At 44.6% G+C, this 18899-nt stretch carries 15 protein-coding genes; 10 read left to right on the top strand and 5 right to left on the bottom strand.

Features of this window, described 5'->3' with window-relative positions; genetic code table 11:
* Window positions 1–52: 52 nt before the first annotated feature.
* The 7 genes from J4N39_RS12785 to J4N39_RS12755 all read left to right on the top strand — a co-directional run bounded on the left by J4N39_RS12785 (window position 53) and on the right by J4N39_RS12755 (window position 9632).
* Window positions 53–580 (top strand): phosphatase PAP2 family protein, encoded by a 528-nt coding sequence (locus tag J4N39_RS12785; RefSeq protein WP_252020034.1) that lies wholly within the window; start codon window positions 53–55, stop codon window positions 578–580.
* A gap of 37 nt (window positions 581–617) precedes the next feature.
* Window positions 618–1676: an MJ1255/VC2487 family glycosyltransferase gene (locus J4N39_RS12780; RefSeq protein WP_252020032.1), complete on the top strand. Its 1059-nt coding sequence runs from the start codon at window positions 618–620 to the stop codon at window positions 1674–1676.
* A 349-nt stretch (window positions 1677–2025) separates the two neighbouring features.
* Window positions 2026–2988 carry a transcriptional regulator LeuO gene (gene leuO / locus J4N39_RS12775; RefSeq protein ID WP_252020030.1) on the top strand — a complete coding sequence of 321 codons (963 nt, stop codon included), beginning with the start codon at window positions 2026–2028 and terminating at the stop codon, window positions 2986–2988.
* A gap of 229 nt (window positions 2989–3217) precedes the next feature.
* The gene (locus J4N39_RS12770) at window positions 3218–5029 is read left to right on the top strand and encodes an AMP-dependent synthetase/ligase (RefSeq protein ID WP_252020028.1); all 1812 of its coding nucleotides are present in this window, start codon (window positions 3218–3220) and stop codon (window positions 5027–5029) included.
* Between the two features lie 361 nt (window positions 5030–5390).
* Entirely contained in the window at window positions 5391–7112 is a 1722-nt protein-coding gene (locus J4N39_RS12765) for an acetolactate synthase 3 large subunit (RefSeq protein WP_252020025.1), read from the top strand.
* A gap of 1 nt (window position 7113) precedes the next feature.
* Entirely contained in the window at window positions 7114–7608 is a 495-nt protein-coding gene (ilvN, locus tag J4N39_RS12760) for an acetolactate synthase small subunit (RefSeq protein WP_252020023.1), read from the top strand.
* A 152-nt stretch (window positions 7609–7760) separates the two neighbouring features.
* Window positions 7761–9632, top strand: a complete 1872-nt coding sequence (locus J4N39_RS12755; RefSeq protein ID WP_252020021.1) for a diguanylate cyclase — start codon at window positions 7761–7763, stop codon at window positions 9630–9632.
* A gap of 387 nt (window positions 9633–10019) precedes the next feature.
* Here the strand turns inward: J4N39_RS12755 and J4N39_RS12750 are convergent, their stop codons facing one another.
* From J4N39_RS12750 to nagB, 3 genes are all read right to left on the bottom strand, one after another.
* Complete coding sequence (locus tag J4N39_RS12750; RefSeq protein WP_286036806.1) at window positions 10020–10712, bottom strand: GntR family transcriptional regulator; 693 nt, start codon at window positions 10710–10712, stop codon at window positions 10020–10022.
* A gap of 207 nt (window positions 10713–10919) precedes the next feature.
* On the bottom strand, window positions 10920–12332 hold the full coding sequence (pykF, locus tag J4N39_RS12745) for a pyruvate kinase PykF (protein ID WP_252020019.1): 1413 nt from the start codon (window positions 12330–12332) through the stop codon (window positions 10920–10922).
* 603 nt (window positions 12333–12935) lie between these two features.
* Window positions 12936–13736, bottom strand: coding sequence for a glucosamine-6-phosphate deaminase (gene nagB / locus J4N39_RS12740; protein ID WP_252020017.1), 801 nt, complete (start codon window positions 13734–13736; stop codon window positions 12936–12938).
* Window positions 13737–14177: 441 nt separating this feature from the next.
* Between nagB and J4N39_RS12735 the strand changes: the two genes are divergently transcribed.
* The 3 genes from J4N39_RS12735 to J4N39_RS12725 all read left to right on the top strand — a co-directional run bounded on the left by J4N39_RS12735 (window position 14178) and on the right by J4N39_RS12725 (window position 17345).
* On the top strand, window positions 14178–14696 hold the full coding sequence (locus J4N39_RS12735) for a hypothetical protein (RefSeq protein ID WP_252020015.1): 519 nt from the start codon (window positions 14178–14180) through the stop codon (window positions 14694–14696).
* 5 nt (window positions 14697–14701) lie between these two features.
* Window positions 14702–16183, top strand: coding sequence for a diguanylate cyclase (locus J4N39_RS12730; RefSeq protein WP_252020012.1), 1482 nt, complete (start codon window positions 14702–14704; stop codon window positions 16181–16183).
* A gap of 238 nt (window positions 16184–16421) precedes the next feature.
* Complete coding sequence (locus tag J4N39_RS12725; RefSeq protein WP_252020010.1) at window positions 16422–17345, top strand: YeiH family protein; 924 nt, start codon at window positions 16422–16424, stop codon at window positions 17343–17345.
* On the opposite strand, the gene J4N39_RS12720 is transcribed toward J4N39_RS12725, so the two are convergent.
* Window positions 17316–17462, bottom strand: coding sequence for a hypothetical protein (locus J4N39_RS12720; RefSeq protein WP_252020008.1), 147 nt, complete (start codon window positions 17460–17462; stop codon window positions 17316–17318). The genes J4N39_RS12725 and J4N39_RS12720 overlap by 30 nt on opposite strands.
* A 129-nt stretch (window positions 17463–17591) precedes the next feature.
* Window positions 17592–18677: a TRAP transporter substrate-binding protein gene (locus J4N39_RS12715; protein ID WP_252020006.1), complete on the bottom strand. Its 1086-nt coding sequence runs from the start codon at window positions 18675–18677 to the stop codon at window positions 17592–17594.
* Window positions 18678–18899 lie beyond the last annotated feature (222 nt).

The raw sequence follows: 18899 nt of genomic DNA, 5'->3' as shown, positions 1-18899 counted from the left end.
CATTTGACGCATTTAGCCTAGCTTCAATACCAGAAGGAATAGGTACTTTGTTATGCGTACATTTGATTCTATCGTGCGTGTTGATTGCGCATTTTCATCTCTGTGTCTTCATAACCGTTTTTATCGCCCAATTGCCAAGGTGGCTCGTTGGGTTTCTCGTAGTGGTGACGGTCATCTCTATGCTTGTTTAGGTGTCATGGCTTGGCTATTTGGCGCAGAGCAGGGACAGTGGTTTTTATACGCAGGACTGTTGGCTTTTGCGCTTGAGCTGCCCATTTACTGGCTGACCAAAAACACCATTAAACGCCGACGTCCAGAGCAGCTCTCAGCGCAATTTGTCTCTTACATCACTCCGTCTGACCGTTACAGCTTGCCATCAGGGCATACTGCCGCAGCATTTATCATGGCGGCGCTTATCGAGCATTTTTACCCAACTTTTGGTAGCGCTGCTTTGGGCTGGGCGTGTTTGGTTGGCGTCTCTAGGATAGTACTTGGGGTCCACTTTTTAACAGACGTGGTTGTCGGTGCTGCTTTGGGCTTGGGCTGCGCTGCGATAGCCATTCAATTACTCGCTTTATAACTCATTAACAATAAAACAGTAGGCAAGGAAATTACCGATGCGAATTTTGTATGGCGTGCAAGGGACAGGTAATGGTCATATCGCACGAGCGCGAGCAATGGCAAAAGCATTTAACAATCTAGAGGGTGTTGATGTCGATTTCTTGTTTACCGGTCGAGAGCGAGACAAGTACTTTTCAATGGATGTATTTGGTGATTATCAAGTACGTCAAGGGCTCAGTTTTATCACTCACCAGGGCAAAGTTGATGTTTACAAGACGTATCAAAAAAATAGTCTCTATCGTTTGTGGAAAGAGATCCGTGAAATTGACCTATCTCCCTATGACTTAGTGATTTCAGACTTTGAACCGGTATCGGCGTGGGCCGCAAAGCGTCAAAACGTTACCTGTATCGGCTTAAGTCACCAAAATGCGTTTAAGTATGATGTACCAATCAAAGACGCCACATGGTACGACAAATGGCTGATTGATCATTTTGCCCCATCCAATATGCATATTGGTCTGCATTGGTTCCACTTTGATCAGCAGATCCTGCCACCGATCATTGATACGCCGCCTCATGCCCCAATCCAAGCTCACGAGCAACAAATCCTAGTGTATTTGCCATTTGAATCGCTTGACGATATTGAAGAGCTACTGGTGCGGTTTTCTAATTATCAGTTTGTTTGTTACCACCCAGAAGTGAGTCAGGCTTATTCTCAAGAAGGCATCGATTTCTATCCACTCGACCGTGATGGATTCCAGCGTCATTTGCACTCGTGCAGCGGTGTCATTGCCAATGGTGGCTTTGAACTGCCTTCAGAAGCCCTGAGTCTGGGTAAGAAGTTGCTCCTCAAACCATTGCATGGTCAGTTCGAACAACAAACCAATGTCGCTACGTTGGAAGAGCTTGGGCTTGCTATGGGAATGACGGAACTCGATCCTTCTATAGTACGCCACTGGCTTCAAGAGCCTCAGGCTGAACCCACTCATTACCCAGATGTGGCCCAAGCACTGGCAGACTGGATCGCTTCAGGTAACTGGGATTCACAGCAGCAATTGTGGGACTCACTTTGGGCAAACGTTTGCTTTCCAAGTTACGTGGCATTATCAAATTAGACTAATTACTCTTGATATATTGGGTGGCCGAATGGGTCGCCCTTTTTGTATTTCATACTGTTTTTCTATGGGTTGGTGATTTATAAATCTAAAATCTTGATGGGTAGTTTGTTTTAGATGTTTTTATAACTAAGGTAAGTCTTTGTTATTAAATATTTATATTGTTTGTTGCGTAAAAAATGATAATTTAATATTAAACCTCTTGTTGTTAGTGAAATATTGCTGGATATTAGAGTGCAAGACGAAAGCATAGCTCGGGCAAATGACTGCTGATGAGAAAACTTTCACTACCATTTTAATTTTTTCGCCATATCCAAGGCAAAAGTGACAACATAGAGGCAAGAAGACAATGTCGAACAGAAATGTTTCAAATCAAGCTGTAGCTGGTTACCGAATGGAATCGACATTACGTGGAGTGGATCTTAACCTTTTGACTGTTTTTGATGCAGTAATGCAAGAGCAAAACATCACCCGTGCTGCGCACAACTTGGGTATGTCTCAACCTGCAGTAAGTAACGCAGTGGCGCGTCTTAAAAATATGTTTAACGACGAGCTATTTATGCGTCATGGCCGTGGTATTCAACCAACTCAACGTGCTCGTCAGCTTTTCGGTCCTGTTCGTCAAGCGCTTCAATTGATCCGTAACGAACTGCCTTGCTCTATCTTTAGCCCTGAGTCGTCTTCACGCCTGTTCCGCCTAGTCGTTTGTAGTCCATGTGACATGCGTTTTGCTGCTAACATCATGAACTCTGTTGCGGAGCAAGCACCTGGTATCAAACTGACGGTTGACTCTGACGTTGATTCATTGCTGAGCGAAAAAATGCGTTATCAAGAAGTCGACTTCGTGATCAACTACGCACGTTTTGAAGAGCAAGGCTACTCAAGCACAGAGATCTTCTCAGATGAGCTAGTGGTGGTTGCTTCTAAGAACCATTCTCGTATTGGTGATAGCATCTCTCTTGAAGAGCTACGTTCTGAAAGCCACGCAACTCTATCTCGCGTTAATGGTATGCGCAGCTTCTCTGAGCAGGCATACCGCGATCTTGAGTGTCACTCTGCTTACCAAGGCTCGAGCTTGAGCAACATCCTTTACGTTGTTGGTCAATCTGAACTAATCACAATTGCACCTCGCTGGTTGGTAGAGCAATCGAACGAGCTTCACGATGTGAAGATCCTTGAGTTGCCAACTGAGAACCGCTACATCTCAGGTTACCTAAGCTGGCATGAGTCTTCAGAAAAAGATAAAGCACACATCTGGATGCGCGACCAATTGATGATGATTTGTGGCGAAACTATTGCCGCTGCTCGCTAATCTAAATTGCCTAAAAAACACCAGCCAATATCGGCTGGTGTTTTTGTTTGTGCCTCATTAATAAATGGATTGAATCGAAAGACCTTCTTCTAGCCGCAAGCCTTGCAGCTGTTACGTATATTTACAGTTGAAGACTCTCTTTTTTGCGGTGTATCAGTTGCCTTTTATAGACTTAGCGGTACACTTGTGCGCTCAAATAGCTTACATGTGTAAGCCAAAGGTAGTAGAGATGGCTAAGTTAGATTTTCACATCGTAAAATGTATCCGTGAGCGTATGGCTCAAGGTGGCGCTTCAAGCGCTTTGAAACACAAAGTGGACAACCAGTGGCAGAGCATTAGCTGGAAAGAGTTTGGTGAGTTTACTGATTCACTGTCTCGAGCACTGATTGCTCAAGGCATTGGTGTTCAAGATAAAATCGGTATTTTCTCCAACAATATGCCACGTTGGACCATCGCTGATATCGCTGCGCTGCAAGTGCGAGCGGTGACTGTGCCTATCTATCCGACCAATACCGCTGCTCAAGCGGCTTACATTATTGACAATGCCGACGTGAAGGTGCTGTTTGTTGGTGAGCAGCCACAACTTGATGCCGCTATCTCTACTTTCGAAGAGTGCAGCCAGCTTGAGCTGATTGTTGCTATGACCGATGACATTGACTTACATGGCCACACTGCAGCCATGCATTGGAATGATTTTATTGCATTAGGTCAGCAAGATACGCAGCAAGAACTTGATCTTCGTTTAGAGCAAGCAAACTACGACGATCTTCTTACCCTGATTTACACCTCAGGCACGACTGGCCAACCAAAAGGTGTGATGCTTGATTACGCTAACATTGCGGCGCAACTAGAAGGCCACGATCAGCGCCTTGAGCTTGGCCGTGATGATGTATCTTTGGCATTTTTGCCATTGTCACACGTATTTGAACGCGCATGGACTTTCTACGTCCTTTATAACGGCGCAACTAATTGTTACTTGCAAGACACTATGCAGGTACGTGATGCCCTGGGTGAAGTCCGTCCAACAGTAATGTGTGCGGTACCTCGTTTCTACGAAAAGATCTTCTCAGCTATTCATGAAAAAGTGTCTAAAGCACCAATGATCCGCAAGATGTTATTTACTTGGGCGGTGAATATGGGCGCTAAAATGGCCGCCTGTGAGCAAGAAGGGCGTAAACCTTCACTGCTGCTTAAGCGTAGCCATAAATTAGCCGATAAATTGGTCATGAGTAAGCTGCGAGCGCTACTAGGTGGCCGCATTCGTTTTATGCCGTGTGGTGGTGCTAAGTTAGACGAAACCATTGGCCGCTTCTTCCACGCAATCGGTATCAACGTTAAGTTGGGTTACGGCATGACCGAGACCACAGCTACGGTATCGTGTTGGGATGATGGTAACTTTAACCCAGACTCTATCGGTACTTCGATGCCGGGTGCTCAAGTGAAAATCGGCGAGAACAATGAGATTCTGGTCAAAGGCCCAATGGTGATGCGTGGTTACTACAAATTGCCGGAAGAAACTGCAAAGACATTCGATGCACAAGGCTTTTTGAAAACCGGTGATGCAGGCCATATCGATGAGAATGGCAATGTCTTCATTACTGACCGTATTAAGGAGCTGATGAAGACCTCGAACGGTAAGTACATTGCGCCGCAAGCGATCGAAGGTGCTATCGGCAAAGACCACTTTATTGAGCAAATTGCTGTTATTGCTGACACGCGCAAGTTTGTTTCGGCATTGATTGTGCCTTGCTTTGATAGCTTGGAAGAGTATGCGAAAGAGCTAAACATTAAATATCATGATCGAATGGAGCTTATTCGTCACAGTCAAGTGGTTGAAATGTTTGATAAGCGCTTGGTTGAACTTCAAGGTGAGCTGGCAAAATTTGAACAAGTGAAGAAGTTTACTTTGCTACCGAAAGCATTTTCGATGGATAAAGGTGAGTTAACCCCAACGCAAAAACTGCGTCGTAAGGTGATTAATGACCGTTATCAAGATGAAATCGAAGAAATGTATCAAGATAAGAAAAACGAAGCGAAGTAAAACTTACTTGTAGCCTGTTGAGCCCACCGCATAATTGCGGTGGGCTTTTTTATGGTTTAAAAATATTACACTAAAATATCATTTATTTTCGGATATAAACTCCAAATCAAGTCGCATCAGTATTATCAAGCTCTTGTAATGGGCTTTGATGTAAAATTAACCGTTTTATGCGTTATGTATCGCATTAGACATAATGTAAATGTAGCGTTAAAGTGCATTGGTGACCTTATGGCTGGGAACAAACAGCCATAAGTACATAGCAAGAAAATCGGAATTATTTCGCTTTAGGCTAAAAATAAGCCCTAACTATGTAAAACCGGAACATAACGCTAACCATGCTCGGTTCTGGTAAGGAGAAAATATGGAAATGTTATCCGGCGCAGAGATGGTAGTGCAATCTCTGATTGAGGAAGGTGTTGAGCAAATTTTTGGCTACCCAGGTGGCTCGGTGCTCGACATTTATGACGCCTTACACGCCAAAGACGACCAAATTAAGCACGTACTTGTTCGCCATGAACAAGCCGCAACGCATATGGCAGATGGATATGCCCGCTCAACAGGACAACCAGGCGTTGTTCTTGTCTGTTCAGGTCCAGGTGCGACCAACACCGTTACAGGTATTGCGACCGCATACATGGATTCAATCCCAATGATCGTTATTTCAGGTAACGTGCCAAATGCCCTTATTGGTAATGATGCATTCCAAGAGTGTGACATTGTTGGCGTATCGCGCCCGATCGTCAAACACAGCTTTCTCGTGAAAAAAGCGGAAGATATTCCAGATACGATCAAAAAAGCTTTTTACATTGCCTCAACTGGCCGACCGGGTCCTGTCGTGATCGACCTGCCAAAAGATGTAATGAACCCTCAGATCAAATTTCCGTATCAGTATCCTGAAACCATCAAGATGCGCTCATACAACCCGACGACGACGGGTCATAAAGGTCAAATTAAAAAAGGACTGAAAGCACTGCTTGATGCTAAAAAGCCAGTTCTTTACGTCGGCGGCGGTGCGGTGATCTCAGAAGCTCACGAACATATTCATAAACTGGCAGAAGCGCTGAATTTGCCAGTTGTTAGCACATTGATGGGCTTAGGAGCATTCCCTGGTACACACAAAAACGCCTTGGGTATGCTGGGCATGCATGGTGTCTATGAAGCCAATATGGCGATGCACAACGCAGACCTTATCTTCGGTGTTGGGGTACGTTTTGACGACCGTACTACCAACAATCTCGAAAAGTATTGTCCGAATGCCAAAGTGATGCACATCGATATCGACCCATCATCAATCTCGAAAAACGTTAAGGTCGATCTCCCGATCGTTGGCTCGGCCGAGAAAGTGCTTGAAGCCATGCTAAAAACCTTGGATGAAACCAACGGTAGCAACGATCAAGGTGCATTGGACGCTTGGTGGCACCAAATCCAAGGCTGGCGTGAGCGTAAGTGTTTGTCTTACGAAACTTCTTCAGAGCGCATTAAGCCACAGCAAGTTATCGAAACCCTGCACAAGTTGACCAATGGCGATGCCTACGTTGCGTCCGATGTGGGTCAGCACCAAATGTTTGCGGCACTCTATTACCCGTTCAATAAGCCGCGCCGTTGGATTAACTCAGGTGGTCTTGGCACCATGGGCTTTGGTCTTCCTGCGGGCATGGGGGTGAAATTCGCCAAACCCGATGAAGAAGTTGTGGTCGTTACTGGCGATGGCAGTATTCAGATGAATATCCAAGAGCTATCGACGGCGCTGCAGTACGATATTCCGGTTAAGATCATCAACCTCAATAACCGATTCTTAGGCATGGTAAAACAGTGGCAAGATATCATCTATCAAGGTCGTCACTCGAATTCTTACATGAGCTCTGTGCCTGATTTTGCAGCGATTGCTGAGGCTTACGGACATGTAGGCATCCGTATCAACGAGCCAGGTGAGCTGGAATCTGGACTGCAAAAAGCGTTGGATATGAAAGATCGCTTGGTGTTTGTCGATATCAACGTAGACGAAACCGAGCACGTATACCCAATGCAAATCAAAGGTGAGGGTATGGACAAGATGTGGCTAAGCAAGACGGAGAGAACCTAACATGAGACATATTATTTCGTTACTACTGGAAAACCAGCCAGGTTCACTGTCGCGTGTTGTTGGTCTGTTCTCACAGCGTGGTTACAACATCGAATCACTTACTGTTTCTCCGACTGACGATGAGACACTGTCGCGTTTGAACATTACGACAGCGAATAACTCGATGGAAATTGAGCAGATCCAGAAGCAGCTGCATAAATTGATCGACGTACTCAAGGTTCAGGAAGTCACTGAGCTTGAGCATATCGAGCGAGAGTTGATGTTAGTGAAAGTCAAAGCCGACGGTTTTGCTCGTGCAGAAGTGAAGCGAACCGCAGATATTTTCCGTGGTCAAATCGTTGATGTAAATGCCGCACAATATACGGTTCAGCTGACGGGCAATAGTGAAAAACTGGATGCATTCATCAGCGCCATTTCTGAAGTGACTGAAGTGATTGAAGTTGCTCGAAGTGGTGTGGTTGGTATTGCACGTGGTAAGCATGCGCTGAAAGCATAAAAATAGTAAATAATGTGCAATCTGGTTAATATTGCACTACACAAAGGTGTTTCTATAGTGAATAGAAGCACCTTTTGCGTTTTTGGTGGCACTTATGATTATTGCAGCCAAAGTGGTTATAATGGGTGTTTGGTTTATTTGCGGAGTAGCGGGTGCAAGTAAAAAAGTGGCTTATGTATTTAGGTATTACCTACTTAATATCACTGATATTGGTTGGTGGTTTTACCTATTGGGAGTTCGTCTCCCTCAAGGAAGAGCAGAAGCGGTCACTGGTGCAACAGAGCTTTCAGCAATTAGACTACAACACCCGCGACTACCAAGATCTTGAAACGCAGCTTAAAACGACGCTTGAGCTATTGGCCAACAGTCGCCAAGTTTCCGATTATCTTGAAGAGCCGAATAAAAATCATCGTGAGCAGATAGAAGATGCTTGGTTTTCTGTGGTGCTGGCGCAAGCTTGGTTTTCCAAAATTGCCTTGGTAGGCGATGATGGCTACGAGCGAGTAGCAGTGCATTACGCCGCTGACTTAAAAAAAGTAGTCAGCCACGAGCATAATCAAAAATCTGAGGCAGTGATTACTTATCATAACAGCCGGACAAATAAGAAGATGTATGTCTCCGGGGTGGAACTCCACCGTTTACCTGGAACAAATAAAGATGTCGCTGTGGTCAATATCGTTATGCCGATTGATGACGCAGGTAAACGGTTAGGGTATTTGGTAGCAAGTGCCGATCTCAGTATTCTTTCAGAACAGTTGCACTACGCTTCAAATCGCTCGTTAGTCCCAGAAGTTCTCGACAGCAATGGTTTCTACATCGCAAGTCATGATGAACATAAGATGTTCGGTTTCTTATTTCCATCTCGCTCGATAAGCAACTTCTCTCAGCGTTACCCTAAGGTGTGGCGAAACATCACATCCACGGACTCTGGCACCATTAGCCAAGATGGACAGCTATATATTTTCCATCAAGTGCATTTCTTTAGTGGCGACAATATCTACTTGCTGCTCACCTTCAGTGATGAAGATGTCTTAGATGCGATGGAAGAGGATATCCAGACCTTGTTCAGCCAAGCCACGTTAGGGCTGGCGAGCTTGTTTCTATTTGCTTTTCCACTGGCATATCTGGGTCAGTTGTACCACCGCCGAAGCATGGAAAGCAAACTTGCCAGAGCGGCGCTGCACGGTATGTCGGCCGTCATGGTCACCGACAGCCGACTAAGAGTAGTTCAGATCAATCAAGAATTTGAAAAAATGTCCAAGCACTCGCCTAAAGATATTCTTGGACGGAATGCGCTTAAACTGCTCAGCCCTAAACATCAGCAACTACAGCTACATACTGTTGCCGCTGGGTTGAGAAAAGAGGGCATTTGGGAAGGAGAGCTGACGAACATCAAAGCCGATGGCGAGCTGTTTACCTCTATCACCCGAATTCAGCGAATCAGCAGTACAGCGTTATCGAGCTCCTATTACATCTGCTCTTTTGTCGATATCAGTGAGCGCAAAGAGCTGGAAAATCGCTTACGCCACCTTAGTGAGCATGACGGATTAACTGGGTGTTGGAACCGTCGCAAGTTTGATACCGAGCTGCAGTATCAAGCTCGGTTAGCTGAGCGTTATCCGCAAAAATATCAATCGTGCTTAGTCCTAGTGGACATTGATCATTTTAAACGCATCAACGATCAATATGGTCACGATGAAGGGGATAAAGTGATTAAGCTGGTGGCTAAAATTCTGGCGGAGCAACTAAGAGACAGTGACTTTTTGGCCCGTATCGGTGGTGAAGAGTTTGGGGTGATTTTGCCTAACAGTAGCATCGACCAAGTCTTTAGTTTACTGGAGCGTTTACGTATCGCCGTGTCTGTCGCAAACGAGCATCAACTGACCGTAAGTATTGGCGCAACAGACATTCAAGCTGATCCAAACCGAAGCTACAAGCTGGCCGATGTTGCACTGTATGAGTCAAAAACCCACGGTCGAAACCAAGTGTCTATCTGCGCCAGCAGTAATGATGACATCGCCTAAAATAGTAACAAATTATTTTTTCCGAATATCACTGCTCTAAGTTGCTGTAACTTTGGGTATTATTCGTCGGACCTTCACGCTAAGTGGTATTAGACTTTAGTCTAACGCTGTTTAAAATTTGAGCTAAACTTATAAATGTGTAAACTAGCCATCCTGCTTGATGGTTTGGCAGTTTGTGTATGAGGTAAGTAAGCGTGTTGGGTTATAACTTTTTGGTCCGTTTGACCGTTGGGATGTTGGTAATACTGGGATTCAAGTTAAGTGCTTTGTACTTTCTTCCTATGGTGTTGCTACTAAATACTCACCATAAAGAGTTCTTTGGATGGTAAAAAAACCGAGGCGGAAACCTCGGTTTTTTATTATACGAAAGTCGAACGTTCTGGACGTTTAAGCGAATGCTACTGGTTCAGAAAGCGTTGGCGCCGCTTCCAGTACGTGAGAGATCTTGGTACGGCTCATGTCTAGGTAGTGTCCTAGAAGCTCTTGAGCGAGTGTAACATCCTTCGCAAGTACAGCCTTCATTAGCTTTTCATGCAGCTCCACATCCATGAAATTTTCCACGGTAAACTGGCTCGAATTTAGGGCTAAGAAGCGGTAACGCATCAGCTGTTGGCTTACGTCTGTGAAGAAACCATACATAGTGGTGTCTTGGACGCCAGTAAACAGTGCGTGGTGGAAGTTTTGGTAACGGTTTTCCCATTCAACATTGGCATAGTCTTCTTGAGCCAGTTCAATGCGAGATAGTTTGTGGAAAGCGGAAAGTAATTCCAATTCGCTAGCTTCATCACCATGTTCAATTGCCTTGGTAAGCAAATGACTGCTTACGACCTTTAGGCTATCAAATAAGTCCCACAACTCATGGTTTGAAATCGAAGCTACCCAGCATCCTTTCTGAGGTTCTAAGCGAACGTACTTGCACCAAGAAAGCTGTACGAGAGCTTCTCGAATTGGCGAAGCGCCAACTTGGTATTTATCTTTAAGCTCTGCGACTACTAGTTTTTGGCTAGGTGCAAGCTCACCTTCAAGAATGTCCTTACGGATCAATTTGCAGACTTTATCGGCAAGAGTAGGGCTAGACACATTATCCTCGTTATATTCTTCTACACAGATTCCATTCTGGCTGCTTATGTCTATGGGTCATTCATCAGTTTGTGTGATGTTAACCATACGCAGTTCAGTAACAAGAATAATACGTCATCAAATAATGTCGTCAAGAGGTTTAATAAAAAAAGAGAGCCGAAGCTCTCTTTTATGATTAGATACTAAATATTAGTAAAGACTAAGAAATTATAGTACGTGTACTGACGCTGTGTTAGTTGTGCCAGAAGCCACTAGAGCACCAGATACCATTACTACGATATCACCCTTGTTACCAAGACCTGAAGATAGTGCTACATCTTTACCATTACGGTAGAACTCGTCAGTGCTTTCGATAGAATCAACAAGTACTGGACGAACACCTTTAGTAAGAACAAGCTGAGCAGCTGTCTTAGCGTTAGTTGTTAGCGCTAGGATGTTTGCTGTTGGGAAGTACTTACGAACAGAGCGAGCTGATTTACCACCTTCAGTTGCAACAACGATTAGTGGAGCCGCTAGCTTCTCAGCAGTGTCTACAGCACCTTTACATACCGCTTCAGTGATACGTAGGCGTGGGCTATCTAGACGAGAACCTAGTTCAGCTTTTAGTGCTGAATCAGTACGGTTAGCGATTTGAGCCATGATAGTTACCGCTTCTACAGGGTACTTACCTTTCGCAGTTTCACCTGAAAGCATTACTGCATCAGTACCATCCATGATTGCGTTCGCAACGTCACCCGCTTCTGCACGAGTTGGACGTGGGTTTTGAATCATAGAATCAAGCATTTGAGTTGCAGTGATAACCATCTTACGTGCACGGTTACACTTCTCGATCATCATCTTCTGAGCGAAGATTACTTCTTCAGCTGGGATTTCAACACCTAGGTCACCACGAGCAACCATGATGCCGTCAGAAAGCTCAAGGATCTCGTCGAAGTTGTCTACACCTTCTTGGTTTTCGATCTTAGAGATGATGTGGATGTTTTCGCCACCGTTTGCCGTTAGGATCTCACGGATCTCTTTAACGTCAGACGCTTTACGGATGAAAGAAGCCGCTACGAAATCAACGCCTTGCTCACAACCAAATTTCAGGTCGTTTTTATCTTTCTCAGATAGAGCAGGTAGGTTTACTGATACGCCAGGAAGGTTAACACCTTTGTTTTCGCCTAGTGCACCGTTGTTTAGAACTTTACATTTAACTTCAGTCTCAGAAGTTTCAACAACTTCCATTTCGATTAGACCGTCGTCTACTAGGATAGTGTTACCAGCAGAAAGGTCAGTTGCGAAACCTGCGTAAGTTACAGCAACTTTATCTTTGTTACCTACAACTGAAGTGTCAGTTGTGAAAGTGAACTCTTGACCAGCTACTAGATCAACGTCGTCGCCGTTTTCTAGTTTGATTGTACGGATCTCTGGGCCTTTAGTATCTAGTAGAATCGCAAGTTGCTTACCCGTAACTTCCATTACTTGACGGAAGTTATTGATACGAGTGCCGTGCTCTGCGTAGTCACCGTGAGAGAAGTTAAGACGCATTACGTTCATGCCTGCGTTAACTAGTTCAGTCAGTTTCTCTACAGATTCAGTTTTAGGGCCAATCGTACAAACGATTTTGGTCTTTTTCATGGAAGATACTCTCCGGATTGTATAGTTTCAATTCAATTTGTTGTTCTTAGATGGGGATACATAAGAAAGAAAACAACAACAAAATGAAACTCACCTTGTTCGTTAACCTTTCTGTTACTCCGTATCGCTCATCCAAGCGAATTCCAGTATGAAATTCAGTCCCAAACGGGCTCAATAGCCTCTGTACTGGGCTGTTTTCTTATGCTTATTAACAATCTACATGCAAGAGATTGCAAAAAAATAACGGAAAATTCTGTAATTTTTTTTCTTTATGGGGCGAATTCTACCACCGAATTTAACGAATATCACCAATACTAATTGTCTTAGGACAAGGTTTTGGCCTATTTATTAATTTTTTGCTGTAAAAAAAATACATTTGGAAGTTTTGGTCTAAATGGCTTTATTCGACTTGTTTATGGGTGCGGCGGGTTCGATAGCAAAGGAGATGCTGTGGCGGTGTTCAAAGTAACACTGTTATATATAGAGGGAATTTTTGCAAAATGAGGCGCAAAGGTGCCAGAGTTAAGGGCAAAAAAAGTGTGGCTGATTTCTCAGCCACACTTTTAAGTAGATTTGTTAGTAAATAAACCAACAATCGAACGATTACAGATCTTTGATGTTTTCTGCTTCAAGCTCGTTGAAGTATTTTACAGTTTTCACTTTCAGCTCTTGCTGGGCAGCTTCATCGGCAACGATGATTGCTTTGTTGTGCATTTGAAGCGCTGTCACTGTCCACATGTGGTTTACTGAACCTTCAACTGCCATTTGCAGCGCAAGTGCTTTGTTGTGACCAACGGTCAGAACCATCACTTCTTCAGCATCAAGCAAAGTTGCAACACCAATCGTTAGAGCGTACTTAGGTACTTGGTTCATGTCGCCGTCGAAGAAACGAGAGTTCGCAATGCGAGTATCTTCGGTTAGGGTTTTAATGCGGGTGCGCGAGGTCAGTGAAGAGCCTGGTTCATTAAATGCAATGTGGCCATCGATTCCAACGCCGCCCATGAATAAGTTGATCTTGCCGTAAGATTTGATTTTTTCTTCGTAAGCAGCACACTCAACATCAACATCTTCCGCTTGGCCGTTAAGCAGGTTGATGTTCTCATCTTGGATGTCGATGTGATTGAAGAAGTTGTTGTACATGAATGAACGGTATGACTCAGGGTGATTTGGGTCGATGCCTACGTACTCATCCATGTTGAATGTTACAACGTGTTTGAAGCTTACTTCGCCAGCTTTGTGCAGTGCGATTAGCTCTTTGTAGGTTTGAAGAGGCGTACCGCCAGTGGGTAGACCCAGCACAAATGGACGATCTGCAGTCGGGTTAAACGCATTGATACGATCGACGATGTGGCGTGCTGCCCATTTGCCAACTTGTACTGCATTGCTAAGCGGGATGAGTCTCATGAGTAAGTTCCTTCAAAAAAGTAGTCAGGCTTATATCTTAATTTTCATTGTAAAATAACTTGGTGAGCAATACCACATAATTTGCTGAAAATGTGCACAGATCACATTATTAATGCGCTATGGCTCTAACACAAGAATGTTTGATACTGAGTATAGACAATCTTTTTTTTAACAGCGGATAAAGTGTGTAGCCACTGCTCAAGCACCACTTAACTCAAAAATCCGTCTTTTCGCCTTCGTTGGTGGCGAAAATATATTGATAGCTCGCTCATTTATTGAATCCTTACCTGTGTATTTATTGGTGCTTTATTTATTATCACCGCTACTTATATTAGCTTTTTAGGTTGTTCTAATGCAGCTTAACCTGCTGGAGTTTGCATTCGCTGTTTCAAGGATTGAACAGGCGTAAACAGGCAGGAAAATCGTCACGGAGTAATGACAATGAATCGAATCAGTACCTTGTTTGTTTTTGTGGCCTGTTTGCTGGCGGGTAATGCTTTTGCTGGGTCAGACGCAAGTTACCCTGAAGGCTGGGAAAACTGGCCTGTGGTTAAGGAGTCGATGAACTTACCAGCCGACACTGTACTGCCACCCGACACCTCATTATTTATCCAGGAGTCGGTGCGTGCCTATGCTTGGATCAATGAAGGAAAAGGCTCTCCACTGACCATTCGAGTCAACCCTGAAAAACTCGAGCAATACAAATCTCACGGTCCTTATACGGACGGGCCAACAGTAGTGGCTGTTTCAGAGGTTCAAGGCATCATCTGGGTGACCGAGCATGTAGGAGGCTTAGCGTTATACGGCAGTTATGATCGACAAGGTAAAGACATCACATCGATGCACCCATCCCTGCAGCCGAGTTTTTGCGAGAGCTGTCATACTACGTATAAAGATATTTGTATCAACGGCACATGCACTGAGCCGGTTCTCGATACTTACATCAAAAACCTAGAGTAGCACTATTGGCTAAAAAGCTACTCGCTGGATTGACCATTAACCAGATGCTGTTTATTTCGCATCTGGTTTTGGTGTTGAGCATCATTTTCGGTCTATCTTATACGCGCTATCAAAGTGACTGGGAAACCAAACTCGAGTATTTGGCCGATCTTTCTGCCAGTCACCTCAGTTCTCATAACACGTTCTTTTCGGGGTCCGTTGCTGGGCGCAATCATGCTAATCTGTTGATGCAATCAACACTGGATAACTTAAAAGCGATCCCGAATCTGCAGTTCCTCGATGTTCAAGGGGTGAGTGATTACAGTAGTCAGCCGATTGCGGTTCGCTACGACATTGACGAAAGTAAAGGTTGGCGATTGGATGTCAGTGAAAAAGAAGTTGAGCAACTGAGCCAAAAAATCATCCAGCTTAAAACCTTACTCGCAAAAACATCGGCACAAAACAGTGTTTATACTAAGAAGCTCAATCAGCTGATCAACAAAACCAAAGTGAACTTAGATGCGGTGAATGAAAGCATCCATTTGCAATCACTCTCTATTCCTGAGCTTGCTGTCGACATGCCGCCCCAAGGCTTTTATCTTGATGAGAGTGCGGGGTTATTGTTTGTGCAAATTGAGCTGCGCAATGAGAACGGTGGTCGTCTACTCGCCATATTTGACGCAGTGGAAATTCGCGACATCAAACTCGACATACTGTTCAACGTTGTGCTTGAAGCCTTTATCGCCATCGTGGTGTCATTTGTAGTGATCTATCTAGTGACCTTGTGGTTGGTCAGCCCGCTTAAAAGCTTGGCTTCATCCATGAAGCAAGATATCGATACCATTGATCAGACCCAACTTCCAGAGCTAACAAGAGCCGATGAAATTGGCGATCTGGCTCGCTCTTATGCAAGCCTTATCACCAAGATCAACAACCAACTGAGGATCTTACGCAACCAAACCGAAACCGATCCGTTAACTGGCCTAGGTTCACGCCTTAGATACCAGCGCCAAGGGCCGGAGCTGGTTCAGGCATCGTTAGCGAAGGGTCATATTGTCTATATCGTGATGTGTGATATCGATAATTTTAAACGATTCAATGACACCTATGGACATACTGAGGGGGACAATACTCTTGCCGCAGTTGCTAATGCATTGGGTGAGATGCTTACGGAAAATGACTTAGGTTGTCGTATGGGGGGGGAAGAGTTTGTCTTTATCCTACAAGGGCAATCTGAGTCTCAGTTGCTCGATAAAATAGAAGCATTGAGAAACCAAGTTCAATTGCTGGACATTGCTCATGTTAAAAATCCAGTGCATAACAAGGTGACCGTCACGGTTGGAGCAACCGCCATTTACTCGCAGGCCAAGCAGTATTCACACGAACAATCCCAACAGTTGCTCGATGCAGCGGTGGAAGTCGCAGATCAGCAGCTGTATTTAGGTAAAGAAAATGGCAGGAACCGAGTCATGATCGGCCGTGCTATTGAAGCTAGAAATATCGTTTAAGTACACCTCAATTACCTACCGTTGAGCTGCAAATATAGTAAATAGCCTACTAGTAGCTTTAAGCTTACTATGATCCAAATGCTCGAAGAGCGGACACACTTTAACGTTAGGGTGGTTACTCAATGATCTTTTTAGGTTAATTAAAACTGAACACTTGATTTAAAAAGATTAGACAGACTTAACATTAAGCTGCGCGTATAGTAGGGGCTCTTCTAAGCTGTATTGAGATGTGCCGAGCATGAACGATAAGACCAAACCACTTTTTTATATCGCTGCCGCAAGCTGCTTGCTACCTGTTGTGACGTCGCCAGTAGCGTTAGTGATTGGTTTTATAATGGCGAGTTTTGGCTTGGTACCTAATCACCTGCCAATTGCGGCTTATACAAAAAAATTGTTGGCTTACTCAATTGTCGGTTTAGGTTTTGGTATCCATTTTCAAGAAGCGCTGGCGGTGACGGGAGATGGTATCGGATTAATCGTTACCACTATAGTCGCTACATTAGCTTTAGGATCATTGGTGGCCAAATGGATCAAATTGGACAAACATACCGGCTATCTCATTTCTGCTGGCACGTCGATTTGTGGCGGTAGTGCGATAGCGGCGGTTGCCCCTGCGATTAAATCCAATGATCATCAAACAGGGTTAGCGTTGGCGACCGTGTTTTTGCTTAACTCGGTCGCACTATTTATCTTTCCATTGATTGGTCACGCACTTGGTCTCGATCAGCATACCTTCGGGACTTGGGCGGCGATTGCAATTCATGATACTTCTTCGGTGGTTGGGGCGGCTTCTGCTTACGGTGAAGAGGCGCTAAAAACAGCCACAACACTTAAACTTGCTCGTGCTCTATGGATCATTCCTGTTGCACTGGTCAGTGCGGTTTTGTTTAAGAATGAGAGCAACAAACTCACCATCCCTTATTTCATCTTTTTTTATTGTGGCGCTATTCTAGTCAGTGATTTCTTGCCCCAGTTTGATGTCATCTATCAAGGGATTTTTGATCTGTCGAAGCAGCTTTTGGTGGTGTGTTTGTTTTTAATTGGTAGCAGCATATCGGCGCAAAAGCTCAAGTCAGCAGGCGCAAAACCTCTGCTATTTGGCGTGTTTTTATGGGTGGTTATCTCTGTTTCGTCACTCAGTTGGTTGCTGTTTACGGGTTAACACCAAGTAGCAGCAGGCTACAAAAGCCAGTAGCTGTAGCATGGCAGCCATGACGCCTTGTAAGCTTAAAGATGCGGCGAGTAGGGCAATGATTAGGGGTAACAGGAGCTTTTGCATATCTATCCTTAGTGGCAATCTCGACGCCACTATACCTTGAGCAAGGATTGAACAGATATTCAGATTGGCTCTATTACATAACGAAAAACCCCAGCCAATAAAGCTGGGGTTTCATAGGATAAATGCGGCTTAGTTTAGCTCGTTAGTATCCAAATACGCTTTGGTTGATATCTTGGTCCAAGCGCGAGCTTTTTGCTGATACTCACGTTGCGAGTCAATGATCTCTTTAGCCAGTGGATCTTTTGCGGCTAATTCCGTTAACAACTCTTCTGTCGCTTTACGCATTTCTGCCAACACTTGTGGTGGGAAATCACGCACTTTGATATTTGGGTACTCTGTCGTCATGGTTGCCCAACTATTGGCATTGGCATCCAGTGCTTGAGTGTACATATCAAATGCTGCCACACGGAACGCAGTTTCTAAGATGGCTTGTAGGTCAGCAGGCAGCTTCTCCCAAGTTTTCTTATTGACTAGAAATTGCGTCTCAGAGCCAGGTTCATGCCATGCTGTGTAGTAGTAAGGGGCAATTTTCTGAAAGCCCATGCGCAAGTCAAATGCAGGGCCTACCCACTCGAGAGCATCGATGGTGCCTCGCTCAAGTGAGGTGTATAACTCGCCAGGGGCGATATTGGTTGGGGCTGCACCAACACGAGCAAAGACTTCTCCAGCAAAGCCTGGAATACGCATTTTTAGCCCTTTAAGATCTTCTAAAGAGTTGATCTCTTTCTTAAACCATCCCCCCATTTGAATATCAGAGTTACCCCCTGGAAATGAGAGTAGGTTGTGCGGCGCATACACTTTTTGCATCAGCTCCATACCACCACCTTGGTAGAACCAAGCGTACTGCTCTGTGGTGACCATACCAAATGGCATTGATGAAAAGTACAAAGTGTTAGGGACTTTGCCTTTCCAGTAGTAAGAGCTCGAGTGGCCAAGGTCGTATTGACCAGACTTGACCATGTCAAAAATACCTAGAGGTGCTTTGTGCTTGTTGGCGGAATCAATACGGATTTTGAGTCGTCCATTGGACATTTGTTCGGCAAGTTTGGCCATGTTTTTCGTCGCATCACCAAGAATCGGGGTATTTGGCCCCCAAGTTTCCGCCAGCTTGAGACGATAAACTTTGTCATCCGCTATCGCCGAGGTGGTGATAAGCGTGGTTGCGAGCAGCGTAACAGTGGCAAGTAGGGTTCGCACTTTATTGGTCGAGAGCATAACTTCCTCGTTGTTATGGTTGTAATTTGAACAATAGAGTTATATCGCAGAGAAATTGGATCAATAGCCGGATAGTGTTCGGATTGGAGAATTTTCAGCATAAAGCTTGGGTGGGGAGAAAAATTAGGAATGGGATCGTAATAGCCTAAGCGAATACAGCGGGTTATGCTGATACGCTTAGGCCTAGCGAGAGATTATCTTATTTGTGATTATGCAGTAACC

This window comes from Vibrio sp. SCSIO 43136, assembly GCF_023716565.1.
Taxonomy (GTDB): Bacteria; Pseudomonadota; Gammaproteobacteria; order Enterobacterales; family Vibrionaceae; genus Vibrio.
The sequence above is the reverse complement of the archived record's forward strand: the minus strand, read 5'-3'. Positions and strand labels throughout refer to the sequence as shown.